This is a genomic window from Tsukamurella sp. 1534 (assembly GCF_000312385.1).
GTDB lineage: Bacteria > Actinomycetota > Actinomycetes > Mycobacteriales > Mycobacteriaceae > Tsukamurella.
Genome location: NZ_HE997628.1, coordinates 107,001 through 131,943, shown reverse-complemented (window position 1 = coordinate 131,943; position 24,943 = coordinate 107,001). Strand labels below are relative to the sequence as shown.

Sequence of the window (24,943 nt, the reverse complement as noted above, 5' to 3'; positions counted from 1 at the left end):
ACATCGTCATGGGATTCATGAAACCCGACCTCCCCGAGGTCGATCCGGCCGAGTTCATCACCCGGCCGCTCCAGGACCGGCTCCGGTTCGCGACGCAGCGGTGGGTGGATCACGGCTTCGGCACCCAGAAGGTCGCGTTCGTCATCTACGTCGTGAAACTGTTGGTGCTGTACGCCTTCGGCGGCGTCGTCCTCGCCACCGCCACGTCCGGCCTGCACTTCTGGGAGGTATCGGCCTGGTGGAACCAGCCGATCGTCTACCAGAAGCTCGTGCTGTGGACCACCCTGCTGGAGGCCATCGGCGTCGCCGGCGCCTGGGGGCCGCTGACCTTCAAGATCAAGCCGATGACCGGCGGGATCCGGTTCTGGGCCCGCACGGGAACGATCCGGCTGCGGCCCTACACCTGGGTCCCGGGCACCGCCGGGACGCGGCGCACCGCACTCGACGTCGGCCTGTACTGGCTACTGCTCGCCTCGCTGGTTCTGGGCATCGCGCTCCCCGGCGTCGTCGTCACCGACTCCTCGCCGTACGAGCTGGTGGCGCCCTGGCTGATGATCGCCCCGGTCGCCCTCCTCGTGCTGATCGGCCTGCGGGACAAGACGATCTTCCTGGCCGCGCGCGGCGAGCAGTACATGCCGGCGATGATCATGTTCGGCCTGCTCCCGCTGCTCTCCTTCGCGACGATGATCGTCGGGCTCAAGCTGCTCATCGTGGTGGTCTGGGTCGGCGCCGGCATGTCGAAGATCGGCAAGCACTTCATCAACGTGATCCCCGTGATGGTCTCCAACTCTCCGTGCATGCCCTTCAGGGGACTGCGCCGCGCCCACTACCGCAACGCGCCGCACGACCTGCTGCCGTCGCGGCTCGCCCGGTTCATGGCCGAGGGACTCGGCACTTCCGTGGAGATCGTCGCACCGCTGATCCTGCTGTTCTCGATGAACCGGACCCTCACCGTGGTGTGCGCGGTGTTCATGGTGTGCTACCACCTGTTCATCATCTCCACCTTCCCGCTGGCGGTCCCCCTCGAATGGAACCTGCTGTTCGCGTACACCGCCCTGTTCCTGTTCGTCGGATTCCCTGCACAGGACGGCTATTCGATTCTCGACATGTCGCCGTCGTGGCTCGTCCTGGTGATCCTCGCGGCGCTCGTGTTCTTCCCGGTGCTCGGCAACATCCGCCCCGACAAGGTGTCCTTCCTGCCCTCGCTGCGGCAGTACGCCGGCAACTGGGCGACGGGCATGTGGGCCTTCGCGCCCGGCGCCGAGGAGAAGCTGAACCGGGTGCAGCGGCAGACGACCAGCACCGTCGACCAGTTCGTCGCCACCGGCGTCGACCGCGAGTGGGCGGAACTGCTCATGAACATGGGCCTCGGCTGGCGCGCCCTGCACAGCAACGGCCGCGGCCTGTTCTCGACGCTGCTGAGCCACGTGCCCGACGTCGAGCAGCGCACGCTGCGCGAGGGTGAACTGGTGTGCAACACCCTGATCGGCTTCAACTTCGGCGACGGCCACCTGCACGACGAGACTCTCGTGGCCGCGGTGCAGGAGCAAGCCGGCTTCGAACCCGGCGAGCTGATCGTGGTCTGGGCGGAGTCACAGCCGATCACCCGCTTCAACCAGGACTTCAAGATCATCGACGCCGCGCTGGGCGTCGTCGCGCGCGGCCGGTGGAACGTCACGGAGTGCGTGACGACCCAGCCCTGGCTGCCGGACGGCCCCGTCGCCTGCGAGATCACCTGGTCAGCGGACCACGAGCGCTTCCCCCTCGGCGCCGGGTTAGGGTCGCGGGCATGACCACCGGCACCGTCGTCGGCAGCGGGCCCAACGGGCTCGCCGCCGCGATCACCCTGGCCCGCGCGGGCGTCAAGACCACCGTCCTGGAGGCCGGCGACACCGTCGGCGGCGGCCTGCGCTCCTTCGAGGGCATCGTGCCCGGGCTGATCCACGATCACTGCGCCGCCATCCACCCGATGGCGGTCGGCTCTCCGTTCCTCGCCACGATCGACCTCGCGCGGCGCGGGCTGCGCTGGCGCTCGGCCGAACTCGAGTGCGTGCATCCCCTCGACGACGGGACCGCCGGGGTGCTGCGGCGCACAGTCGACGACACGGCGGCCGAGCTCGGGCGCGACGGTGCCGCCTGGCGGGCGCTCTTCGGCCGGCCGGTGGAGAACTTCGACAGGATCGGCCCGTCGATGCTGGGCCCACTGCTGCGCGTGCCCCGACACCCGGTGGCACTGGCCGGTTTCGGCGCGCCAACTCCCCTCCCCGCCGCCGCGCTGGCCCGGGCCTTCCGGACTCCCCAGGCGCGGGGGCTGTGGGGCGGAGTCGCCGCACACGCCTTCCGTCCCCTGCACGAGCCGATGAGCTCGGCGATCGGAAAGGGCATCCTGACGGCCGGGCACGCGGCGGGCTGGCAGGTCGCCGAGGGCGGGTCCGGGGCGATCGCCTCGGCCCTGCTCGCCGAGTTCGAGGATCTGGGCGGCCGGGTGGAGACGGGCGTGCGGGTGACGGCGGCGAACGTCCCCAGAACCGATCTGACGTTGTTCGACCTCGACCCGCAACAGGTCTCGCGCGTCCTCGGCGGCCGGCTACCCCCGCGGGTGCGCCGCGCCTTCGATCGGTTCCGGCGGGGTCCGGGCGCGTTCAAGGTGGACTTCGCCGTCCAGGACGGCGTGCCCTGGACCAATCCGGATGCGCGCCGGGCGGGCACTGTCCACCTGGGCGGCGACTTCGGCGAGGTCGCCGCGACCGAGCGGGCGATCGCGGCCGGGCGGATGCCCGAACGCCCCTTCGTCCTCGTCGGCCAGCAGTACCTCGCCGATCCGTCGCGCAGCGTGGGCGATGTGCATCCGCTGTGGTCGTACGCGCATGTGCCGAACGGCTTCTCGGGCGACGCCACCGACGCGATCGTGGCCCAGATCGAACGCTTCGCCCCCGGATTCCGCGAGCGGATCGTCGGCACCGCGGTCCGCTCCACAACCGAGATGGCGCGCTACAACCCCAACTTCGTCGGCGGCGACATCAACACCGGGTCCAAGGACCCGCTGCAGTTGGTGTTCGGTCCGCGGATCACGGTGCAGCCCTACGATCTCGGGGTGCCGGGCATGTACATCTGCTCCGCGGCCACGCCACCCGGCCCCGGCGCGCACGGCATGTGCGGCCTCCACGCCGCGACGCGCGCGCTGGACCGCCTCGGCCGGTAGCCTTGCGGCATGCGGACGCTGGTGATGGGCGCGACCGGAGTCGTCGGGCGGAGGGTCGTGTCCACCCTCGCGGAAGCCGGCGTCGCCGTCCGCGCCACGAGCCGCGATCCGCGGGCGGCCGCGATACCGAGCGCCGAGGTCGTCCCGACCGGCACGGACGCCGCCGCCCTGGTGGAGGGCTGCGACGCCGTCCTGGTGACCACCTCGGCGCTCGGCGACGCTCCGGAGAGCCGGCTCGCCGAGCTGCTCGCGGCCGCGGTCGGCCACGTCGTGCTGCTGTCCTCGGCGTCGGCGGCCGATCCGGAAAGCCCGACGGGCGAGCGGTACCGGCCGCTCGAGGCGCTGGTGACGGGGTCCCCGGCACCGTGGACCGTCGTGCGATCAGTGCCGTTCGCGCTCAACACCGCGCACTGGTGGGCGGCGGCGATCCGCGCCGGCGGCACCGTCGAGACCCCGTTCCCCGACGTACCGACCGCCCCCGTCGACGAGCGGGACGTGGCCGACGCCCTGGCCGCCGCCCTCACGGGGCCCGCACTGCGGCGCACCATCACGCTGACCGGTCCGCACGCACTGTCCTCCCGCCGGCAGATCGCGGCGATCGGCGACCGGCTGGGCCGCACCCTCGAGGTTCGCGCGGTGTCCCCCGACGAGGTCCGGGCGCGTCTCGGCGGGGCCGGCGTACCGCGGTGGGCCGTCGACGGGCTGCTGCGGTCCTTCGCCCACGCACAGGAGCACGGCATCGCCGTCACCGACGCCGTTCCGACGCTGGCCGGCCACCCGGCCCGCTCCTACGTGGACTGGGTGGCCGACAACGACGAGGCGTTCCGCTGAGCTACTGCGCGGCGTAGGCGGGCTCGCTGCGGAAACGGGAGATGCGGCCGTCGATGCCGCAGATCCGCCACATCAGCTTCGACAGCGGGTTCATCAGGCCGCACTTCTCGGCCATCATGCGCACGTCGCCGAACACGTCGCGCTTCATCTGCTGCGACTCGGGCGAGCGCCAGAAGATGTCCTTCTTCACCGACCGCGGGATGTCGAAGGTCTCCCAGAACTGCTTGGGCGGCATCATGATCATGGTCACCATGACCCGCATGGTGAGCGGCAGCATGAGCGAGAGCACGAGGCGCGGGAGACGGCCGCGGGTGGGGATGCGATGCTCCAGCAGCTGGTGCGCGAAGCCGATGTGCCTCGCCTCCTCCGCCACGTGGATCTGCATGATGGAGGTCATCGCCGGGTGCTGCTCGGCGGACGAGCGCAGGAACTGCTTCTGCAGGTGGTCGATCGGCTCCTCGCCGCCCAGCACCATCATGTAGAAGTACAGCGGCGTCATCGTCGCGAACAGCGGGACCACCGGCGAGATGCGGCGCAGGAACCAGCTGCCGCCCGGGACGTCCTTGCCGACGCGGTTGACGAACTCCTGGAACATCAGCGTGTGCTGACACTCCTCCTTCGCCTCGTGGGTGGCGTACCGGAACTCCGGCGAGTTGTTCGGCAGCGCCGCCGTGTACTGCATGATGCCGCGGATCAGCATGGATTCGAACTGCAGGCCGACCTTGGCCACGTTGGCCTGGCGCCACATGCCGATCTCGATCTGCTTCTCGAGCGGCTGGGCCTGGTACCAGGGGTGCCGGCCGATGGGATCGAACCGCGCATCGCACACCCAGCGGGGGTCGCCCGGGGTGATCTCGAGCTCCGGCGCGTCCCAGTCGATGTCCACGTACGGATCGAAGTTGCGGCGCACCGACGCCTCGGAGAGGTCCGTCAGGGTCTGCTCGTACTCCGCCTGCCCGGGGAACGGGTCGCCCATGGTGCGCGACATGTGGGTCAGTGCCAGCCGCATCGATTCACTCCTTCGTGCGCGGTTCGGCGGTGATAGCCGTTTCCCCGGAGCCTATCATTCAGCAGTGCTGGTTTCTTCTGTTCCGTGCATCGATCTTGCTCACAGGTACGAGATCAGCAGCACGACCAGCGAGAACGTGAGCATCCCGAGGCAGTTCACCCAGAAGGTGGAGCCGAGGAACCGCGCGCGCACGTGCGCGACGGCGGCGCACACGAAGTAGGCGACGACGCCGGCGTTGGCCGCGAACCCCACCCCCGGGTAGTGCAGGCCCGCCAGCAGCCCCGCGCCGGCGACGAGCTTGATCGCGATCAGGGTCCACCACCAGTCGCGAGGGAAGCGCACGCCGTCGAGGCAGTCCTGGATGAACTGCGGCGGGCGCACGGACAGCAGCGCGTCGCCGAGCAGGGCGACCGCCAGCAGAACTGTGAGCCAGGGCAGTCGCGGGGTGTCGATCAGGGCGGCGGTCATCGCGTAACTCCTTCTCCGAGAATCTGTTCGACGGCCTCGACGAGGCCGGCCGCGGCTTGCTGCCGCGTGATCGCGTCACCGGACGTGGTGAACAACAGGCCGATGTAGACGAAGTAGAGGGTGCGCGCGGCGGCGTCGGGGTCGCGATGCCCGGCGGCGCGGAAGATCCGCGCGAAATCCTCGCGCAGCTCGCCCGCGAGGTCGCCGAAGGTGCGCGAGCGGTGCCCTCCGCGGGCGAGCACGGCGGCGTACTCGCGGGAGAGGTCCCCGTCGTCGTTGAAGTAGGTGACGAACGGCGCGACCGTGCCCACGAGTCGGCCGACCGCCTCGTCGACGGAGAGCGCCGGGAGCGGCTCGCCGGGCGAGCGCTCGGCGTGCACGGCGGCGATCCACTCGTCGACGATGGCGATGAGCAGGGCGTCCTTGTCCCCCACCGCCATCACGGTGCCGACGCTGACACCGGCCTCGGCGGCGATACGCCGGATCGTGGTGCCCGCGAACCCGTCGGAGCGGAACAACGCGTCGGCCGCGGCGAGAACCTTCGACCGCGTCTCGCGTTTCGCGTCCGCCCGGGAATGAACACGTTCACTGAACACGTTCAGTACGTTAGCCCCAGACCCCCGGACACGCAAGAGCCCCGTCGAACCACGAGGGGGTCGACGGGGCTCCGGCCTGGTGCGGGGTGAGCCTAGGCGGTCTCGGTGATCGGGCGATCCACCCAGCTCATGAGATCACGCAGCTTCTTGCCGGTGACCTCGATCGGATGCTCGGCGTTCTCCTTGCGCAGGCCCTCGAGCTCCTTGTTGCGGCCCTCGACGTTCGCGACGAGGCGCTTGACGAAGGTGCCGTCCTGGATGTCCTTGAGGATCTCCTTCATGCGCTCCTTCGTGCCGGCGTCGATGACGCGCGGGCCCGAGAGGTAACCGCCGAACTCCGCGGTGTCGGACACCGAGTAGTTCATGCGCGCGATGCCGCCCTCGTACATGAGGTCGACGATGAGCTTGAGCTCGTGGAGCACCTCGAAGTAGGCCATCTCCGGCGCGTAACCGGCCTCGACCATGACCTCGAAACCGGTCTTGACGAGCTCCTCGGTGCCGCCGCACAGCACGGCCTGCTCACCGAAGAGATCGGTCTCGGTCTCCTCCTTGAAGGTGGTCTTGATGACGCCGGCCCGGGCACCGCCGATGGCGGCGGCGTAGCTCAGCGCGAGCGCCTGGCCGTTGCCCTGCGGGTCCTGATCGACGGCGATCAGCGCGGGAACACCCTTGCCGTCGACGAACTGGCGGCGCACGAGGTGGCCGGGGCCCTTCGGGGCGACCATCGCGACGGTGACGTTCGCCGGCGCCTCGATCAGCTTGAAGTGGATGTTCAGGCCGTGGCCGAAGAACAGCGCGTCGCCGTCCTTGAGGTTCGGCTCGATCTCCTCGCTGAAGATCGACGCCTGCGCGGTGTCCGGCGCGAGCACCATGATCACGTCGGCCCACTCGGCGACCTCGGCCGGCGTGCCCACGGTCAGGCCCTGCTCCTCGGCCTTGGCGCGCGACTTCGAGCCCTCCTTGAGGCCGATGCGCACGTCCACGCCGGAGTCACGCAGGCTCAGCGAGTGCGCGTGCCCCTGCGAGCCGTAGCCGATGACGGCGACCTTCTTGCCCTGGATGATCGAGAGATCGGCGTCCTCGTCGTAGAACATTTCGACTGCCACTGTGGTTCGGTGTCCCTTCTCGTTTTTGCAGTAGTTAATCTAGCGGGTCGCGGTGATCGACTTCGGACCGCGGCCCAGGGCGATGACGCCGGACTGGGCGATCTCGCGGATCCCGAAGGGATCCAGGACCGCCAGCAGCGCGTCGAGCTTGTCCGGCGTACCGGTGGCCTCGATGGTCACCGAGTCGGGCGAGACGTCGACGATCTTCGCTCGGAACAGGTCCACCGTATCGGTCACCTGGCCGCGCGAGGTGGCATCGGCCCGCACCTTGATGAGCATGAGCTCGCGGGCGACCGACGTGGTCGAGTCCTGCTCCACGATCTTCAGGACCGAGACGAGCTTGTTCAGCTGCTTGGTGACCTGCTCCAGCGGCAGCTCGTCGACGGTCACGACGATCGTCATGCGCGAGACGCCCTTGAGCTCGGTGCCGCCCACGGCGAGGCTCTCGATGTTGAAGCCGCGGCGCGAGAACAGCGAGGAGACGCGGGCGAGCACACCCGGCCGGTCCTCGACCAGAACGCTCAGTGTGTGCGTGGTGCTCACTTCTGCTCCTCCTTGGGCAGCGTCGCCGCATCGGGGCGCGAGGCGACGGCGTGGATCACGGCGGGCTCGTCGGCCGCGTCGTCCTCGTCGAACAGCGGGCGGATGTCCCGGGCGGCCATGATCTCGTCGTTGCTCGTTCCGGCGGCGACCATCGGCCACACCTGGGCGTCGGCGCCCACGATGAAATCGATGACCACCGGGCGGTCGGTGATCTCCCGCGCCTGCGCGATGACGGCGTCCACGTCCTCCTCGCGCTCGCAGCGGAAGGACACACAGCCCAGGGCCTCGCCGAGCTTGACGAAGTCCGGGATCCGCATCGAGTGCGTGGAGAGGTCGGTGCTCGAGTAGCGCTGCTCGTAGAACAACGTCTGCCACTGGCGGACCATACCCAGGTTGCCGTTGTTGATGACGGCGACCTTGATCGGCGCGCCCTCGATGGCGGCGGTGGCGAGCTCCTGATTGGTCATCTGGAAGCAGCCGTCACCGTCGATCGCCCAGACCTCCTTCTCGGGCGCGCCCATCTTGGCGCCGAGAGCCGCGGGGACCGCGTAACCCATGGTGCCGAGGCCGCCCGAGTTGAGCCACGTGCGCGGCTTCTCGTACTTGACGAACTGCGCGGCCCACATCTGGTGCTGGCCGACGCCCGCGCAGTAGATCGCGTCCGGGCCCGCGGCGGCGCCGAGGCGCTCGATCACGAACTCGGGGCTCAGGGCACCGTCGGACGGCCGGTTGTACGCCAGCGGGAAGGTGTCCCGGATCCCGTCCAGGTACGCCCACCAGGCGCTCAGGTCCGGGGCGTCGATCGTCGCCCGGTCCTCGGAGATCGCGGCGATCAGCTCGCTGATGACGTCCTTGCAGTCGCCCACGATCGGCACGTCGGCGAACCGGTTCTTGCCGATCTCCGCCGGGTCGATGTCGGCGTGGATGACCTTCGCGTCGGGCGCGAACGAGTCCAGCTGGCCGGTGACGCGGTCGTCGAACCGCGCGCCCAGGGTGACCAGGAGGTCGGAGCGCTGCAGCGCGGCGACGGCGCCGACGGTGCCGTGCATGCCGGGCATGCCCATGTGCTGCTGATGACTGTCCGGGAACACGCCCCGCGCCATCAGCGTGGTCACGACGGGGATGCCGGTCAGCTCGGCGAGCTTGAGCAGTTCGTCGGAGGCGTTGGCCTTGAGCACGCCGCCGCCCACGTAGAGCACGGGCGACTGCGCGGCTGCGATCAGGCGCGCGGCCTCCCGGATCTGCTTGCCGTGCGGCTTGGTGACGGGGCGGTAGCCCGGCAGGTCGATCTGCGGCGGCCAGGAGAACATCGTCTCCTCCTGCAGCACGTCCTTCGGGATGTCGACGAGCACCGCGCCCGGGCGGCCGCTCTCGGCCAGGTAGAAGGCCTCGGCGATCACCCGCGGGATGTCGGCGGCGTCGGACACCAGGAAGTTGTGCTTGGTCACGGGCATCGTGATGCCCGAGATGTCGGCCTCCTGGAAGGCGTCGGTGCCGATCAGCGGGCGGCCGACCTGGCCGGTGATCGCGACGATCGGGACGGAGTCCATCTGCGCGTCGGCGAGCGGCGTCACCAGGTTCGTGGCGCCGGGACCCGACGTCGCCATGCAGACGCCGACCTTGCCGGTCGCCTGCGCGTAGCCGGTGGCGGCGTGGCCGGCACCCTGCTCGTGCCGCACCAGGACGTGCCGCACCTTCTCCGAATCGAGGAGCGGATCGTAGACCGGGAGGATGCAGCCGCCCGGAATGCCGAAGACCGTGTCCACGCCGATCTCCTCGAGAGACCGGACGACCGACTGCGCGCCGGTGACGCGCTCGGGGGCGACGTGACGCGCACCGTCGAGGGTGCTGTGCGCGACGTCGGCGACGTTCGACTTCGGGGCGGCGGGATGCGCGCCGGGGGTACCGGCGCCGGGCTTGCGGGCCCCGGGCTTCTGCCCTGGGTGGGGCCGAGCGGTAGGTGCACTCACGGCTTGACCTTCTCGTGCTCTTGCGATGCTGGACATTTCACGCGCTGATCTCGTCGGACCGGAGACTATCCGGGCAACAAAAAACCCCCGTCAGCGGTGGCTGAGCGAGGGTGGCGCGTCGATGCTGGTGCGAAACGGATGTAACCGGTTCAGGCGGCGACGCGCCGACCGATTACGAGGAGCTGGTAGCTGTGTTTCACACCAGTGAAACTAGGCGCACGCGTGGTCGCGCGTCAAACCAGGTGGCAAGCACGTCTCAGATACTGAGATGCTGCTGACGCGTGCGACAATGCGTGTTATGAGCAGCAGCCCCGACGACACCCGCGGATCGGACACGAGCACCGCGACCACGGAGGCGACGCGCGTCGTCACCACCGACCACACCTCGGACACGGCCGTGCCGTTCAACGCCGGCGACCGCGTCGTGTTCAAGCACCCCGGCATCGCGCTGCTCGGCGTCGCCCTGTTCGCCGTCTGCCTGGCACCGATCGCCGGCCCGTGGACCGTCGGGCGGGCCGTGGACGGCGGCACCGCGAGCATGGGACTGCAGGTCCTGGGCTGGGCGGTGCTGCTGGTCCCGCTGCTCGTGGCGGTCTGGATCCTGCGCGTCCGCACCGTCATCGGACCCGACGGGATCCGGTCCGTCCGGATCCCGGGCACCACCGCGATCGGCTGGGACGAGGTGTCGGGCATTAGGATCGGACGCAACGGTGCGGTGTACGCCGTCCGCACCGACGGTTCCGAGGTGCGACTACCCGCCGTCACCGTCAGCCAGCTCCCCCGCGTCTCGGTCGCCTCCGGCGGCCGGATCCCCGATATCAACGGGGAATAATCCCGCCCGGGCAGGCACTTCCTGTCCACGGGGGACCGTAGAGAAATCAGCCAGCACGAGACGAAGATCCGAGGCGAGAAGCAATGCCACCGCTCCGCTCACGCACCACCACCGTCGGCCGCAACGCCGCAGGCGCCCGCGCGCTCTGGCGCGCCACCGGCCTCACGGACAGCGACTTCGGCAAGCCGATCGTGGCCATTGCGAACTCCTACACGCAGTTCGTGCCCGGCCATGTGCACCTCAAGGACATGGGCGAGATCGTCGCGGAGTCCGTTCGCGCCGCGGGCGGCATCGCCCGCGAGTTCCACACCATCGCCGTGGACGACGGCATCGCGATGGGCCACGGCGGCATGCTCTACAGCCTGCCCAGCCGCGAGATCATCGCCGATTCGGTCGAGTACATGGCCAACGCGCACACCGCCGACGCGCTGGTCTGCATCTCCAACTGCGACAAGATCACGCCCGGCATGCTCAACGCGGCGATGCGCCTGAACATCCCCACCGTGTTCGTCTCGGGAGGCCCGATGGAGGCCGGTAAGGCCGTCATCGTGGACGGCGTCGCGAAGGCCCCGACCGACCTCATCACCGCGATCTCCGCGTCCGCGAACGACGCGATCGACGAGGCCGGGCTCAGCGAGGTCGAGCGCTCCGCGTGCCCCACCTGCGGCTCCTGCTCGGGCATGTTCACCGCCAACTCGATGAACTGCCTGACCGAGGCCCTGGGCCTCGCGCTCCCCGGCAACGGCTCCACCCTGGCCACGCACGCCGCCCGCCGCGCGCTGTTCGAGCGGGCCGGCAACGTGGTGGTCGAGGCCGCCAAGCGGTACTACCGGGACGGCGACGAGTCCGTGCTCCCCCGCAACGTGGCGACGCCCGCGGCGTTCCGCAACGCCATGGCGCTCGACGTGGCCATGGGCGGATCGACCAACACCGTGCTGCACACCCTGGCCGCCGCGCAGGAGGGCGAGGTCGACTTCGACCTGTCGACCATCGACGAGGTCAGCCGCCGGGTGCCGTGCCTGTCCAAGGTGTCGCCGAACAGCGATTACCACATGGAGGACGTGCACCGCGCCGGCGGAATCCCCGCCATCCTCGGCGAGCTGCGCCGCGCCGGCCTGCTGGAGACCGACGTGCACACGGTGCACGAGCATTCCTTCGACAAGTGGCTCGACGACTGGGACATCCGCTCCGGCAAGGCCACCGACGAGGCCCTCGAGCTGTTCCACGCGGCGCCGGGCGGCGTGCGCACCACGCAGCCCTTCTCCACCAAGAACCAGTGGGAGAGCCTGGACACCGACGCGGTGTCGGGCTGCATCCGCGACATCGAGCACGCCTACACCGTCGAGGGCGGGCTCTGCGTGCTGCGCGGCAACATCGCGGTCGACGGGGCGATCCTCAAGACGGCGGGCATCGACGAGGAGCTGTTCACCTTCGAGGGCCCGGCCGTGGTGGTCGAGTCGCAGGAGGAGGCGGTGTCCAAGATCCTCGGTAAGGAGATCACCCCCGGCGACGTCGTCGTCGTGCGCTACGAGGGCCCCAAGGGCGGCCCCGGCATGCAGGAGATGCTCCACCCCACCTCGTTCCTCAAGGGGCGCGGCCTGGGCAAGGTGTGCGCGCTGATCACCGACGGCCGCTTCTCCGGCGGCACGTCGGGCCTGTCCATCGGGCACATCTCCCCCGAGGCCGCCGCGGGCGGCGTCATCGGCCTCGTCGAGGACGGCGACCGCATCCGCATCGACGTGCACACCCGCGCGCTGGAGGTCCTCGTCGACGACGAGGAGCTGGCCCGTCGCCGCGCGAAGATGGAGGCGTCGGAGCGCCCCTGGCAGCCGAAGGACAGGCAGCGCACCGTCACCACGGCGCTGCGCGCCTACGCGGCCCTCGCCACCTCGGCGGACCGCGGCGCGGTGCGGCACGTTCCCTGATCGGCTGATACCCCCGTCACGACGATGCCCCCGGTCCGCGGACCGGGGGCATCGTCGTCGGCGCGTCAGCGCGGGGCGATCGGGTTGGCCCCGTTGAGCAGGATCCAGACGGTGACCGCGGCCGCGACGGCGATGACCAGCCAGGCCACCGACCCCACGTGCGGGCGGCGCGCCCACCCCCTGTTGAAGTCCAGCGACAGCTTGCCCGGGCCCGTGAGCACGATGGCCACCGCGGCGGCGAGCAGCAGCAGCTCGAACTCGACGCCCTTGTTCTGGGAGAAGAACACGAAGCCCTGGCCCAGCGTGGCCAGCTTGAACAGCACGGCGGACAGCATCACGCCGACGGCGCCCGCCGCGGCGATCGGCGTGAGCAGGCCGACGATGAGGAGCGCACCGCTGCCCATCTCGACCACGCCGGTGGCGATCGCGATGATCTTGGTGAACCGCTCGAAGCCGACCGTCGGGTCGCTGCCGTTCTGCAGGTACTGGGTGAATCCGTCGATACCGGGTCCGCCCCAGACGCCGAACAGCTTCTGCGCGCCGTGCACGGCCAGGATGAAGCCGACCGCCACGCGGAGCACGAGGAGGCCGAGGTCGGTGGTACCGCGCTTGGCCGCCTTCCGGGCGGCCTCCAACTCGGCCGACTCGTCACCCACCGGCTTTCCGAAGCGACGGCCCTGCGGCGGTGCCAGCGGCTCGGTGGCCGCGGCCTCGAGCGGGATCCCCTCCGCCTCCGCGCGGGCCTGTGCGGCCCGCTCGCGGCCGCGGCGACGGTTGTGCAGCCTGCCGAACTCGTCGCGTTCGTCGCTCGTCATCCCCGCCTGGGTCGCACGGGCGGTGGGGGCGTCGCTCGTGGAGATCGCCTCGGTGGCGGCGTTCGCCGACGCGATCGCAGCCGCGAGGTCACTGTCGGGTGCGGACTCCGCCGCGGCGTGCGCTCCCGCGGGCGCCGCACCGGCCGGGGACGCGACCGTCGGCGCGTCGGCCGACGACGCACCGGAGGCGGCAGCCGCCACGCCCGGTGCCGGCGTGCCGGTGGGGGCCGTCGACGGGTTCGACACCGTGCTCCCGGCGTCGGCCGAGGGTTCGTCCCGGTAGCGGGGCAGCACGGGCCCGATGCCCGTATCGGAATCGTCATGGGGATCCAGCACGAATCCGCCGGTGGGATGCCGTTCCCCGAATCGCGGCAGCTCGCCGGTGGAGGAGAAGTCCATCGGGGACCCGGCCTTGCCCTCGTTCGGCTCTGTCTCGTTTCCGTCCTTGTCGCTCACGCACCCCAGAGTAGAGGGCGCGCGCCCGGACGACCGGGAGCGAACCGCGATCGCCTGCACCGATCGGTAGGGTGGCGGGCATGAGTGAGGGGTCCGGACGCGCGCTGCGCAGGGCGCGGCGCGCGGCGGTGACGGTGCCGCTCGTCGCTCTGCTCGCCACGGCCGGGTGCGCCGATTTCGGCGGCAGTGAAGCCGCGCCGTTCACCGGTCCGCCCACCGGCGAGGCGACCACCACCACGCCCCGGCCCGCGCCGCCCCCGGGCAGCGCGACGCGGAAGCCGCCCGGCCCGTGCATCGATCAGGATGCGAACGTGCTGGCCACGTGCCTCACGGAGCCCACGTCCCTCATCACCACCCCCGTCCTGGAACACGCGTACGTCTCCGAGCGGGGCGGCGCGATCAAGTACACGACGACCGACCTGCCCAACACCGAGGTGCTGCGGGTGCCCGGCGTGGACGCCTCCGGAGACGGCGGCCTCACGTCGATCGCGCTGTCCCCGTCGTACGAGGAGGACCGCCTCTTCTACGCCTACGTGAGCACGGCGACCGACAATCGCGTGGTACGCGTCACCCCGGGCGACGAGCCGAAGGTGATCCTCTCCGGGATCCCCAAGGGCCCCACCGGGAACACCGGGTCACTGCTGTTCGTGGGCCGCGATCTGGTGGTGGCGACAGGCAACGCGGGCGACGCCGCGGCCGCGAAGGATCCCGGATCGCTGGCGGGCAAGGTCCTCGTCCTGGAGTCACCGGGCACCGTCTCCCCCGCCCGGCCGCAGGTGCTGGCGAACGACGGCGGCATCCGCCCGTCGTTGTGCCGTGCCCCCGCCGGCGGACCCGTTTTCGTGGCCGATCACGGGCTCACCGAGGACCGCCTCCGCGTGGTGTCGCCCGGTTCCGCCGCGACGGTGGCGTGGAGCTGGCCGGACCGCCCGGGCCTCGCGGGCTGCGCCGTCACCAAGGGCGCGGTGGTGGTCAGCGAGAGCCGCGCCGGCAAGGTCGAGATGGTGATGCTGCCCGACGGTTCGACCACCGCGGACCGGGAGCCGCAGCAGCTGGTGGGTCGCACCGAGTACGGCCTGTTCGGCCGTCTCGCGCTGGGGCCCAAGGGACTTCCGCAGGGCGTCACGACGAACAAGCCGAACCCGGTGGCGCCCACCGACGACCGTGTGGTGCTGCTTCCGCAGCCCGGCGGCAGCCCCGCCGACGGCGAGGACTGAGCGGGTCCGGCGCGTGCCGGGCTACTCGCAGGCGGCGAGGACCAGCTCGCGGACGCGGGCGGCGTCGGCCTGACCGCGGGTGGCCTTCATGACGTCGCCGACGATCTTGCCGGCGGCCTGGACCTTGCCGCCCTTGATCTTCTCGACGATGTCGGGGTTCGCGGCGAGCGCCTCGTCGACGGCCTTCTGCAGTGCGCCGTCGTCGCGAACCACCTCGAGCCCGCGCGCGGCGACGACCTCGTCGGGCTCGCCCTCTCCGTCGAGCACGCCGACGATCACCTGCTGCGCCAGCTTGCTGGTGAGCTTGCCCTCATCGACGAGCGCGATGACCCGCGCGACCTGCGCCGGGGTGATCGCCAGCGCGGGCAGCTCCACCTCCCGGGTGTTGGCCTGCTGCGGCAGGAAGCTGCCCCACCAGGAGCGGGCGGCGTCCGGAGTGGCGCCCGCGTCGACGGTCGCGATGATCGAGTCGATGGCGCCGAGGTTCACCAGGTCGCGCATGACCTCGTCGGACAGGCCCCAGTCCGCCTGGATACGGGCGCGGCGCAGCCACGGCAGCTCCGGGATCGTGCCGCGCAGGCTCTCGACCAGCTCGTCGGCCGGCGCGACGGGGCCGAGGTCGGGGTCCGGGAAGTAGCGGTAGTCCTCGGCGGTCTCCTTGGGGCGGCCCGGCGTGGTGGTGCCGTCGCCCTCCTGGAAGTGGCGGGTCTCGAGGACAACCTCGCCGCCCCCGTCGAGAACCGCGGCCTGGCGCCGCATCTCGTACCGCACCGCCACCTCGACGCTGCGCAGCGAGTTGACGTTCTTGGTCTCGGTGCGGGTGCCGAACTCGCTCGCGCCCGCCGGCTTGAGCGAGACGTTGGCGTCGCAGCGCATCGAGCCCTGGTCCATCCGGACGTCGGATACGTCGAGCGAGGCGAGCAGGTCGCGCAGCGCGGTGACGTAGGCCCGGGCGATCTCCGGGGCCCGCTCCCCCGCGCCCTCGATGGGCTTGGTGACGATCTCGACGAGCGGCACGCCCGCACGGTTGAAGTCGAGCAGCGAGTGCGAGGCGCCGTGGATGCGGCCGGTGGCGGAGCCGATGTGCGTCGACTTGCCGGTGTCCTCCTCCATGTGCGCGCGCTCGATCTCCACGCGCCAGGTGCTGCCGTCCTCGAGCGGGACGTCGATGTAGCCGTCGTACGCGATGGGGTCCTCGTACTGGCTGATCTGGTAGTTCTTCGGCTGGTCCGGATAGAAGTAGTTCTTCCGGGCGAACACCGAGCTGGGCCGGATCGAGCAGTTGAGGGCGAGGCCGATGCGGATGGCCGAGCGCACGGCCTCGTCGTTCACGACGGGCAGTGCGCCGGGCATCCCGAGGCACGTGGGGCACACCTGGGTGTTGGGGTCGGCGCCGAACGCGGTGGCGCACCCGCAGAACATCTTGGTGGCCGTGCCGAGCTCGACGTGGACCTCCATACCCATCACGGGCTCGTAGCGGGCGACGACGTCCGCGTACTCGGGAAGGTCGACATCGGCAAGCTCGGCACTCATGCCCTCCAGCCTAATCGGCGCGCCGTCACCGGACCGAGACGGCCACCGCGTCCTGGGTGACGGTGACGGTCCCGTAGACGAAACCGGTGTCGCTGCCGGTGACGGGGCGACCGTCGCGCCCCATGGCGCTGAAGGTCCACGCGCGACGGTCCGTGAAGGTCACCGAGCCGTCCCGGACGGTGTCGTCGAGGACGACCTCCTGCGCGTTCGGCGGGGTCCAGGTGTAGGAGCCGTTCTCCCCGGTGAAGTCGGCCTGGGGGCAGCCCGACGGTGCGCGGTCCTTGGACGCGGCGCACGCGGCGTACTTGGCGCCGATCTGCTCGCGTGCGGAGGCCTTCGCAGGGTCGCTCAGCGCGAACTGGACGGAGGCACCCGAGCTGATCGAACCGAACATCGACAGCCCCTTGACCGAGGCCTGCCCGGTGTTGCGGCCGCTGCCGCCGTCGTCCTTCTTCACGGCCAGGTTCGTGTTCTTCGAGCCGAGGTCCAGCGTGCCGGGGAACGTGTACACCACGCCGGATGCCGGCAGGTCCTTCCCCAGCACCGTGAGGTTGGCCTTGTCGGTGTCGTAGGAGAAGTACGGCTTGGTCTGGACGGCCGCGGCGGCGAGCTTCCACTCGTCGCCCACCTTCTCCAGGGTGATCTCCTCGTCGTACGCGACGTCGCCGATGGTGACGGTGAGATGCACCTTGCCCATGTAGCCGCCCTCCTCGCTGACGATCGTCACGTCCTTGATCGGCGCGATGCCGGTCTGCTTGCGCAGCACCTCGTCGGTGAGCAGTTCGGTCGACGCGGGGGCGGCCTTGCCGTAGCTCAGCGCCTTCTTCGCGTCGCCGGCCTGGAGGGCCGCGAAGTACGCCTTGACGGTGGCGCCGGGCGACGCGGTGTCGCCGCCTCCTCCCCCGGCGCCACGGATCAGGGCGATCCCGGCGATCAGGACTATCACCAGCAGCAGCGCGGCGCCGCCGATGATCGCGGGGATCAACCAACCGGGCCGCGGCTTCTTCGGCGCGCCGGGCCCGATGGGGCCGCCGGGGCCGCCCGGGCCGACGACGCCCTGCGGTGCGGTGTACGGCGGGTACGGCGCGGGATACGACGGCTGCGCGGCCGGGAAGGGCTGCTGAGGCGGCTCACCGCCGTGCCAGGTGGGGCGCAGCTGCGTCTCCTGGTGCGGGTCGGCGGGGTTCTGTCCGGGGAAGCCCTGGTTCGCGGGAGGAGTGGTGTTCATGGCCGTCAGCATGCGGGCGGCCGCTTAACGGTCGCTTCCGCCCGGCCAGTGCCACCCGCGACGGTCCGCCCGACCGCGGACCGTCGAGCCCGGAGCGACCGTCAGCCGAAGAACTCGGCGGCGTCGTCGTAGCGCTCCCGCGGGACCCGCTTGAGCTGCTTGACCGCCTCGGAGAGCGGGACCAGTCCGATCGACGTGCCGCGCAGCGAGACCATGTTGCCCACCTTCCCGGCGTGCGCGGCGTCGGCGGCGTTGACGCCGTAGCGGGTGGCCAGCACCCGGTCCGCCGGGGTGGGGGTTCCGCCGCGCTGGACGTGCCCGAGCACGGTGGTCCGGACCTCCTTGTTGATCCGCTGTTCGATCTCGGCGCCCAGTTGGTGAGCGACGCCCGTGAACCGCTCGTGGCCGAACTCGTCGAGGCCGCCGAGCCGCAGCTCCATGGTGCCCTCGGCGGGCTTGGCGCCCTCCGCGACCACCACGATGAAGCTGGAGTGCCCGCGCTGGAAACGGCGTTTGATCAGCCGGCACAGCTCCTCGACGTCGAACGGCACCTCGGGGATGAGAATCATGTGCGCGCCGGACGCGAGGCCGGAGTTGAGGGCGATCCAGCCGGCGTGCCGGCCCATGACCTCCACCAGCATCACGCGCTGGTGCGATTCGGCGGTGGAGTGCAGGCGGTCGATGGCGTCGGTCGCGATGCTGAGGGCGGTGTCGAAACCGAAGGTGACGTCGGTGCAGTCGATGTCGTTGTCGATGGTCTTGGGGACGCCCACCACGGGCACCCCCTCCTCCGCGAGCCACGACGCCGCGGTCAGCGTGCCCTCGCCACCGATCGGGATGAGCACGTCGATCCCGTTGTCGTCGAGGGTCTCCTTGATCCCGTCGAGGCCCTCGCGCAGCACGTCGGGGTGGGTGCGCGCGGTGCCGAGCATGGTGCCGCCCTTGGTGAGCAGGCGGTCGTTGCGGTCGTCGTTGGCGAGGTGGACCCGCCGGTTCTCGAGGAGGCCGCGCCAGCCGTCCTGGAAGCCCACGACCGAAGATCCGTAGCGGGAGTCGCAGGTGCGGACGACCGCGCGGATCACCGCGTTGAGACCGGGGCAGTCGCCGCCGCCGGTGAGGACTCCGATGCGCATGCTCATGGAACGATCTTGCCCGCCCCGGCGCGGGGTGTCATCACAACGCACCAGTAGTTCACCCGGGCGTGACGACCCCCGTCTCGTAGGCGTAGACGACGGCCTGCGCCCTGTCGCGCAGGCCGAGCTTCTGCAGGACCTTGCTGACGTGGGTCTTCACGGTCTGGTCGGAGACGAACAGCGCGGTGGCGATCTCGGCGTTGGAGCGGCCGGCCGCGATCGCCTCGAGCACCTCCCGCTCGCGCGGGGTCAGGGTGGCGAGCTCCGGCGGCGCGGGCCGACGGTGCGCCCTGGCGGCGGTGACCTCGGCGATCATCCGCCGGGTGACCGACGGGGCGAGGAGCGACTGGCCCTCGTGTACGACGCGCACCGCGCGCACCAGTTCCTCGGCGGGCGCGTCCTTGAGCATGAAGCCGGAGGCGCCCACGCGCAGCGCCTCGTACACGTAGTCGTCGATGTCGAAGGTGGTCAGCATGAGCACCCGGATCCCGTCGTGGCGGCGGAGGATCTCCTCGGTGGCGCGCAGCCCGTTCATCTCGGGCATGCGGACGTCCATGAGCACCACGTCGGGTCTCAGGCGCGCGACCTCGGCGACCGCGACCTTGCCGTCGGGGGCGTCGCCGATGACGGAGATGTCGGGTTGGGCGCCGAGCAGGGCGCCGAAGCCCTGCCGCACCATGGCCTGGTCGTCGGCGATGAAAACGGTGATGGGCACGAACCGACCCTAGCCGTTCAGTGCTGCGCGTCGGGCCGGGCTTCGGGCCGCGCTTCGGGCCGCGCCGGAAGGGTGGCGCGGACCGCGAAGCCGCCGCCCGCGACGGGTGCCGCGGTGAGCGAACCGCCCACGGACCGCGCCCGCTCCATCATCCCGGGGATCCCCTGGCCGAGCCCGGGGCCTCCGAGGTCGGCGTCGGAGACGCGCGGGCCGTTCTCCACCCGCAGGTTCAGCTCCCCGGTGTCGAGTGTGAGGGCGACGGTGATCGGCGCGCCCTGGGCGTGCCGGGTGGCGTTGGCGATGGATTCCTGCACGATCCGGTAGGCCACCATCGCGGCGCCCTCCCCGACGGCGGAGGGATCGGGCAGGGGCAGGTAGTCGACGGCGACCCCCGCGGCGCGGGCACCGTCGATGAGCTCGTCGACGCCGCTGAGCCCCGGGGCGGGGGCGAGCTGCGCGGAGGTGTCGTCGAGGCGCAGCACGCCGAGCAGGGCGCGGACCTCGTTGAGGGCCTCGCGGGCGGCGACCGCGATGCCGTCGAATTCGGCGAGCGCCCGCTCCGACACGCCCGGGACGCGGTACTGCGCGGTCTGCGCCTGGACCACCACGAGGGACATCCGGTGCGCCACGATGTCGTGCAGGTCCCGGGCGATGCGGGTCCGCTCCTCGAGGACGGCACGGCGGCCGCGTTCGAGCTCGCTCACCTCGGTCTGCTCCTCCAGCCGGCTGCGCGACTGCAGGGCCAGACGCAGCAGCATGCAGACCACGAAGGCAGTGGTCAGACCGGCTACCCAGCCCCCGCCGGTGCCAGGCTGCGCGTTCACCCAGAACAGCAGCGAGGAGGCGGCCCAGACGACCGCGGCGTCGAGCGGCGTGGCCCGCAGGTAGACGAGCACGGTGGAGACGAGCATCGCGATGATGAGCGACACCTGCCAGCCCCACTCCCAGTCGTACTTGGGTGTGAAGAACCACAGCATTGGAAATAGTGCAGCGGTTGATGCGATGATCACCCACGCCGTTCGCGGGTGCGCCCATGCGATCGCGAGCGGCAGCACCGAGAGTCCGCTGATGATCGGCAGGAAGATCGCCGGCACGTGGAACTGCTCGTTGAGCGTCGGCCAAGCCACGGCCCACATGATCAGTGCGACCAGGAGGAACAGCCAGTTCACCTTGCGGGACAGGAATGTGCCGAGCGGGGTGTCGTGCAGGGTTCCGCCGGGGTCGGCGATGTGCAGAGCGCTCTGTCGGTCCAGGTAGCGGCCGGCGCGTACCGTCGCCCGTCCGACCCGCTCGATCCTGCTGGTCTTCATCATGAGGAGAACGCTATGTGCGCGCGACGCCGGGCGTCCTCATACTTTCGGGTGATATCGAACCGCTCTCGCAGCCGATCCGGTCGTCCGCGTCGCGCTGCGAGCGTCGTGGCCATGTCAAGCCGTATCGTCGCCGCCGCCGCGGTCCTCGCCGTCCCCCTGTCCTTCGGCCTGTCCCTGCCCGCCTCCGCGGAGGGGATCGAGGACGAGGCCACCGCAACCGCGGTGCGCGCGGTCACCGCGCCCGAGTCGTCGGCCGCCGCCCAGGCCGCCGCGATGCCGCCCGGATTCTCCTACCGCGCGGAGCCGGGGCCCGGATTCGCGGTCAATCCGCACGGCGGATGCTCCTCGGTGCTGCCGCTGCCGAGTGGCTTCGACGCCCCGTGCAAGGCGCACGATCTGGGGTACGACCTCCTGCGCCACGCCGACGCTCAGGGGCGCCCACTGGGCGCCTGGGCCCGCGTCCGGATCGACGACGCCTTCGAGGACCGGCTGCAGTCCGCGTGCGGCTCTCGCCCCGTCGATCAGCGCCAGTCCTGTTCCCACGTCGCCGATGTCGTGATGTTGTCCGTGCGCGCCAACACCTGGCGCCAGCACGACGGTCCGCCACGCGATGAGTCAGCCCGCGATCTCGCGGCCAGCTGGCTCACCGCGGGCGGACGGCTGTGAACGCGGTAGTCCGTCCCCGCGCGAGCGTCCTCTCCGGCTACGCAGTGGCCGTGGCGATCTCGCTGTACCCGAATCAGCTGCCGCGCACCCTCGTGGTGCAGGCGGCGGTCACGCTGGTTCTGGGCGCGCTGGGGGCGGCACTGGGACACCTCATCGCACGCCGGTTCGGTTGGGGCGCATCACCATCGGAGGCATCCACCCGGTTCGCGGTGTACGCCACCACGATCGCCGCCGTGGTCTGGCTGCTGTGGCAGAACGCGCTGCGCGAGGCCTCGGGCACGGCATCGGTGGGACCGGCCGGTTTCGCCGTCCTGGTCGTGACGGTGCTGGGCGTGCCGTTCCTCGTCGCGACGGTGTGGGCGTCCCGCCGCCGCGCCCGGACGGTGGTCGTCGCGATGATCGTCGGCGTGGCGGGCGCGGTGAGCGTCGCCGCGCCCGCCACGGCCACCCCCGTCGATTCTCGCCCGCACTCACAGCGATTCGCCGAGATCACCTCCGCCACACCGGGCATCCGCGTCTACGGAGCGCTGTCCGACGGGGCCACCCCCGCGGCACGGGCCGCCTCCGCGGTGGACCGGATGATCGCGTCGGGCGGCCTGCGGCACCCGATCGTGATCGCGGTTCCCACCGGATCCGGTTGGGTGGACCCGCATTTCGTACGCGGCGTCGAGGAGTCACTGCGCGGAGACAGCACGATCATCGCCGTCCAGTACACGCAGCAACCCAGTTGGCAGTCGTTCGTCCTGCACCGGGACGCGGCGGCGAGTACATCCGCCGCCGTCATCGAGGCGTTGCACCACCGGGCGCCGGGCGCCGCGGTCCGGCTGTTCGGTCAGAGCCTGGGTGCCGTCGGCGTGGTCGCCGCGCGGGAGCGCGCGGAACAGCTGGGAGTGACGGTGCTGTCGACGCTGCAGTCGGGCACGCCCGCGGGCGTGGCGATTGTGGGGCCGGTGCAACTGAACGCCTCCGATCCGGTGGGGATCTGGTCCCCGTCGCTGCTGGTGGAGCCGCCGGACCGCGAGGCGACGACTCCGGGGCGCGCCACCCCTCGCCCGCCCTGGGCACCCGTGCTCTCGTTCGTGCAGGCGACGGCGGACCTGCTCGGGGCGACGGCTCCCCCGCCCGGCCTGGGGCACCGGTACGACGAGCGGCAGGGCGCGGACCTGGTTCGCGGAGTCCGGTTGCCCTCCGCGGCTTAACCAGATATCTTATGTCCAGGATTAGGAGTGGGCATGAGGATGAACGAGGGTGTCGAGTGGGCGGCGCACGCGTGCGTGCTGCTGCACTGGCTCGACGAGGGCGACCTCACCCCCGTTCCCGCCTCGCGCCTCGCCGAGTCCTACGACCTGCCCGCCGCCTACCTCGGTAAGCAGCTGCAGGCGCTGGCGCGGGCCGGGATCACCGAGTCCGTCTCGGGCCGGCGCGGCGGAATCCGCCTGGCACGCCCGGCATCCGAGATCACGCTGATGGACATCGTCGCCGCGATCGAGGGCTCCACGGCGGCGTTCGCGTGCACCGAGATCCGGCAGCGCGGCATGAACGAGGGGAACCCGCGCAGCGAGTTCACCAAGCCCTGCGGCATCGCCCACGCGATGCGCGGCGCGGAGCTCGCGTGGCGCCGCGAACTGGCCACCACATCGATCGCCGATCTGTCGGGCGCCACCCCGCGTCGCGTGGCGGAAGCCGCACGACGACACTTCGACGGAGCCTGAGACACAGTCCCCCACAAGCCCATCAACCCGTTCAAAACCTGGATATCGAGTATCCACTAATGAGAGGAACCGCCATGTCCCGCACCCCCGGAGCAACGTCGTCGCCCGAGACCTACAAGGCGCTCATCGCCCTCGACGGGAGGCTCGCGAAATCGCTCGGCAAGGTCCTGTACGACCTGATCAAGCTGCGCGCCTCGCAGATCAACGGCTGCGCCTACTGCGTGGACATGCACGCGACCGACCTGGAGCGCCTCGGCACGCCCACCCGCACGATCCACGGCGTCGCCGCATGGGAGGAGAGCCCGTTCTTCGACGAGACGCAGCGCGTCGCCCTCGCCTTCGTCGAACGCCTCACGGGTGGAATCGATCCCGTCGACGACGCACTCTGGGACGAGGCGGGCCGCCTGCTCGGCGAGGAGCGCCGCACCGACCTGCTCGTCGCCGTCGGCACCATCAACACATGGAACATGCTGGGTATCACCACCCACCTCCACCCCACCCCCTGACCGCGCCACCCCACCCCGTCGACCCCCGCACGCGCACCCCGTCGCCCCTGCACCCCGTCGCCCCCCCGGCTTCCTGACTTAACAGCGTTAGCCCAGACGGCGTCCTGTGGAAACGTCTGCATCGCTTGCTAGCTACCCGCGAGTAACACGCCCGAGGGAACCTCGGCGAGCCCCGATGCGTCCAATGGACATGGGGGCGTTCGAGCGCGAGGTGCACCGGTCCGGCGACCTGATCGCCGAGCTCGGCCGGTACGCGGCGGAGACCGACTACCGATGCATCACGCCCGGATACCGGGTGCCCCGTCGTGCGCGGGGCGGCGAGGTGGGCGATCTGGCGACGGCGATGGTCCGCGAATACCTCGGGGCGGTGCTGTGCGGGTGGACGGCGGCGCGGCTACACCTGCATTCGATGGCGAAGTCGCGCGATTTCGTCGAGGTCCTGGGCCCCAAGCAGATCCGTCGCCGCGGCGTGGTCAGCCGCACCGCGGAGTTCACGCCCAGCGAGGTGGTCGTCCGCTACGGGCTGCCGTGCACGTCACCGCTCCGGACCACGATGGATCTCATCCGGTACACCGCCGGCGACGAGGGCATCGCCGCCGCGGATCAGTGCTTGCGGGTGCTCGGCAGGCCGGCCACGGCGCACCGTCCGGCGTGGGTGGCGCGCCCGGCGATGGCGACGCGGGCGCAGATCGAGGCCGAGCTCGAGCGACGTGAATGGTGGCGGGGCAGCCGCATCCGCGACGTGCTCGCCGAGGCTGACGGCCGCGCGCAGTCGCCCTGGGAGACGTTCTCGCGGTTGACCCTCCATCGCGCAGGCCTCACCACCATGATCCCGCAGGTCCCCGTGCTCGACGGGGAGTACTACCTCGACCTGGCCGACGAAGAGCACAAAGTGGCGGTCGAGTACGACGGCGCCTACCACCGCGACGCGAAGCAGCACGAGCGCGATGTCGAGCGGTGGAACTCCCTCGAGAGCGACCTGGGCTGGAAGCTGATCATCGTCACCGCCGGCCCCCTCGCGCACCGGCCCGACGTGTTGCTGCGCCGCGTCCGCTCCGCGCTCGCCGCATGCGGGTACGACGCTTGACCCACCTACCAGCGAGTAGGTAGCACTCGATGCAGACGTTTCCGCAGGACGCCGTCTGGGCTAACGCTGTTAAGTTCCGT

General features: G+C 70.8%; 23 protein-coding genes. 11 read left to right on the top strand and 12 right to left on the bottom strand.

Annotation, left to right across the window (positions count from 1 at the left end; translation table 11 throughout):
• Positions 1-8 precede the first annotated feature (8 nt).
• The 3 genes from BN39_RS18715 to BN39_RS18705 are packed head-to-tail and all read left to right on the top strand — an operon-like array spanning position 9 to position 4,033.
• Positions 9-1,793: a DUF3556 domain-containing protein gene (locus BN39_RS18715; RefSeq protein ID WP_019203979.1), complete on the top strand. Its 1,785-nt coding sequence runs from the start codon at positions 9-11 to the stop codon at positions 1,791-1,793.
• Positions 1,790-3,202: an NAD(P)/FAD-dependent oxidoreductase gene (locus BN39_RS18710; RefSeq protein ID WP_019203978.1), complete on the top strand. Its 1,413-nt coding sequence runs from the start codon at positions 1,790-1,792 to the stop codon at positions 3,200-3,202. Before BN39_RS18715 ends, BN39_RS18710 begins: the two co-directional genes overlap by 4 nt.
• A gap of 9 nt (positions 3,203-3,211) precedes the next feature.
• Entirely contained in the window at positions 3,212-4,033 is an 822-nt protein-coding gene (locus BN39_RS18705; RefSeq protein ID WP_019203977.1) for an NAD(P)H-binding protein, read from the top strand.
• Position 4,034: 1 nt separating this feature from the next.
• Here BN39_RS18705 and BN39_RS18700 read toward each other — a convergent pair whose 3' ends face one another.
• The 6 genes from BN39_RS18700 to BN39_RS18675 all read right to left on the bottom strand — a co-directional run bounded on the left by BN39_RS18700 (position 4,035) and on the right by BN39_RS18675 (position 9,725).
• Positions 4,035-5,042 (bottom strand): diiron oxygenase, encoded by a 1,008-nt coding sequence (locus tag BN39_RS18700; protein ID WP_019203976.1) that lies wholly within the window; start codon positions 5,040-5,042, stop codon positions 4,035-4,037.
• 99 nt (positions 5,043-5,141) lie between these two features.
• A complete protein-coding gene (locus BN39_RS18695; RefSeq protein WP_019203975.1) occupies positions 5,142-5,510 on the bottom strand; it encodes a DoxX family protein in 369 nt (122 codons plus the stop codon).
• Complete coding sequence (locus BN39_RS18690; RefSeq protein WP_019203974.1) at positions 5,507-6,106, bottom strand: TetR/AcrR family transcriptional regulator; 600 nt, start codon at positions 6,104-6,106, stop codon at positions 5,507-5,509. The genes BN39_RS18695 and BN39_RS18690 overlap by 4 nt, the downstream gene beginning before the upstream one ends.
• A gap of 92 nt (positions 6,107-6,198) precedes the next feature.
• Entirely contained in the window at positions 6,199-7,200 is a 1,002-nt protein-coding gene (gene ilvC, locus BN39_RS18685; protein WP_019203973.1) for a ketol-acid reductoisomerase, read from the bottom strand.
• A gap of 51 nt (positions 7,201-7,251) precedes the next feature.
• A complete protein-coding gene (gene ilvN, locus BN39_RS18680) occupies positions 7,252-7,755 on the bottom strand; it encodes an acetolactate synthase small subunit (protein ID WP_013127475.1) in 504 nt (167 codons plus the stop codon).
• The gene (locus BN39_RS18675; RefSeq protein ID WP_019203972.1) at positions 7,752-9,725 is read right to left on the bottom strand and encodes an acetolactate synthase large subunit; all 1,974 of its coding nucleotides are present in this window, start codon (positions 9,723-9,725) and stop codon (positions 7,752-7,754) included. The genes ilvN and BN39_RS18675 overlap by 4 nt, the downstream gene beginning before the upstream one ends.
• Positions 9,726-10,023: 298 nt before the next feature.
• On the opposite strand from BN39_RS18675, the gene BN39_RS22435 reads away from it, so the two are divergent.
• Positions 10,024-10,557, top strand: a complete 534-nt coding sequence (locus BN39_RS22435) for a PH domain-containing protein (RefSeq protein ID WP_019203971.1) — start codon at positions 10,024-10,026, stop codon at positions 10,555-10,557.
• Positions 10,558-10,640: 83 nt separating this feature from the next.
• The gene (ilvD, locus tag BN39_RS18665) at positions 10,641-12,482 is read left to right on the top strand and encodes a dihydroxy-acid dehydratase (RefSeq protein ID WP_019203970.1); all 1,842 of its coding nucleotides are present in this window, start codon (positions 10,641-10,643) and stop codon (positions 12,480-12,482) included.
• A gap of 65 nt (positions 12,483-12,547) precedes the next feature.
• On the opposite strand, the gene BN39_RS22430 is transcribed toward ilvD, so the two are convergent.
• Positions 12,548-13,753, bottom strand: coding sequence for a DoxX family protein (locus BN39_RS22430; protein WP_148281535.1), 1,206 nt, complete (start codon positions 13,751-13,753; stop codon positions 12,548-12,550).
• Between the two features lie 80 nt (positions 13,754-13,833).
• Here BN39_RS22430 and BN39_RS18655 point away from each other — a divergent pair, with 80 nt between their 5' ends.
• On the top strand, positions 13,834-14,970 hold the full coding sequence (locus BN39_RS18655; protein WP_040768848.1) for a sorbosone dehydrogenase family protein: 1,137 nt from the start codon (positions 13,834-13,836) through the stop codon (positions 14,968-14,970).
• Between the two features lie 21 nt (positions 14,971-14,991).
• Here the strand turns inward: BN39_RS18655 and gatB are convergent, their stop codons facing one another.
• From gatB to BN39_RS18630, 5 genes are all read right to left on the bottom strand, one after another.
• Positions 14,992-16,503, bottom strand: coding sequence for an Asp-tRNA(Asn)/Glu-tRNA(Gln) amidotransferase subunit GatB (gene gatB / locus BN39_RS18650; protein WP_019203967.1), 1,512 nt, complete (start codon positions 16,501-16,503; stop codon positions 14,992-14,994).
• A gap of 25 nt (positions 16,504-16,528) precedes the next feature.
• Positions 16,529-17,731 carry a DUF4878 domain-containing protein gene (locus BN39_RS18645; protein ID WP_148281534.1) on the bottom strand — a complete coding sequence of 401 codons (1,203 nt, stop codon included), beginning with the start codon at positions 17,729-17,731 and terminating at the stop codon, positions 16,529-16,531.
• Between the two features lie 101 nt (positions 17,732-17,832).
• Positions 17,833-18,864 carry an ATP-dependent 6-phosphofructokinase gene (locus BN39_RS18640; protein ID WP_040768846.1) on the bottom strand — a complete coding sequence of 344 codons (1,032 nt, stop codon included), beginning with the start codon at positions 18,862-18,864 and terminating at the stop codon, positions 17,833-17,835.
• A 58-nt stretch (positions 18,865-18,922) separates the two neighbouring features.
• On the bottom strand, positions 18,923-19,579 hold the full coding sequence (locus tag BN39_RS18635; RefSeq protein WP_019203964.1) for a response regulator transcription factor: 657 nt from the start codon (positions 19,577-19,579) through the stop codon (positions 18,923-18,925).
• A 17-nt stretch (positions 19,580-19,596) separates the two neighbouring features.
• Entirely contained in the window at positions 19,597-20,892 is a 1,296-nt protein-coding gene (locus BN39_RS18630; protein ID WP_019203963.1) for a sensor histidine kinase, read from the bottom strand.
• Positions 20,893-21,003: 111 nt separating this feature from the next.
• Between BN39_RS18630 and BN39_RS18625 the strand changes: the two genes are divergently transcribed.
• The 5 genes from BN39_RS18625 to BN39_RS22425 all read left to right on the top strand — a co-directional run bounded on the left by BN39_RS18625 (position 21,004) and on the right by BN39_RS22425 (position 24,863).
• Positions 21,004-21,558 (top strand): phospholipase A2, encoded by a 555-nt coding sequence (locus BN39_RS18625; RefSeq protein WP_148281533.1) that lies wholly within the window; start codon positions 21,004-21,006, stop codon positions 21,556-21,558.
• A 50-nt stretch (positions 21,559-21,608) separates the two neighbouring features.
• On the top strand, positions 21,609-22,757 hold the full coding sequence (locus BN39_RS18620) for an alpha/beta-hydrolase family protein (RefSeq protein ID WP_148281532.1): 1,149 nt from the start codon (positions 21,609-21,611) through the stop codon (positions 22,755-22,757).
• Positions 22,758-22,790: 33 nt separating this feature from the next.
• Positions 22,791-23,270, top strand: a complete 480-nt coding sequence (locus BN39_RS18615) for an Rrf2 family transcriptional regulator (RefSeq protein ID WP_040768697.1) — start codon at positions 22,791-22,793, stop codon at positions 23,268-23,270.
• Between the two features lie 74 nt (positions 23,271-23,344).
• Complete coding sequence (locus BN39_RS18610) at positions 23,345-23,776, top strand: carboxymuconolactone decarboxylase family protein (protein ID WP_019203959.1); 432 nt, start codon at positions 23,345-23,347, stop codon at positions 23,774-23,776.
• Between the two features lie 190 nt (positions 23,777-23,966).
• Entirely contained in the window at positions 23,967-24,863 is an 897-nt protein-coding gene (locus BN39_RS22425) for a DUF559 domain-containing protein (RefSeq protein ID WP_159103264.1), read from the top strand.
• The last annotated feature ends 80 nt before the right edge of the window (positions 24,864-24,943 follow it).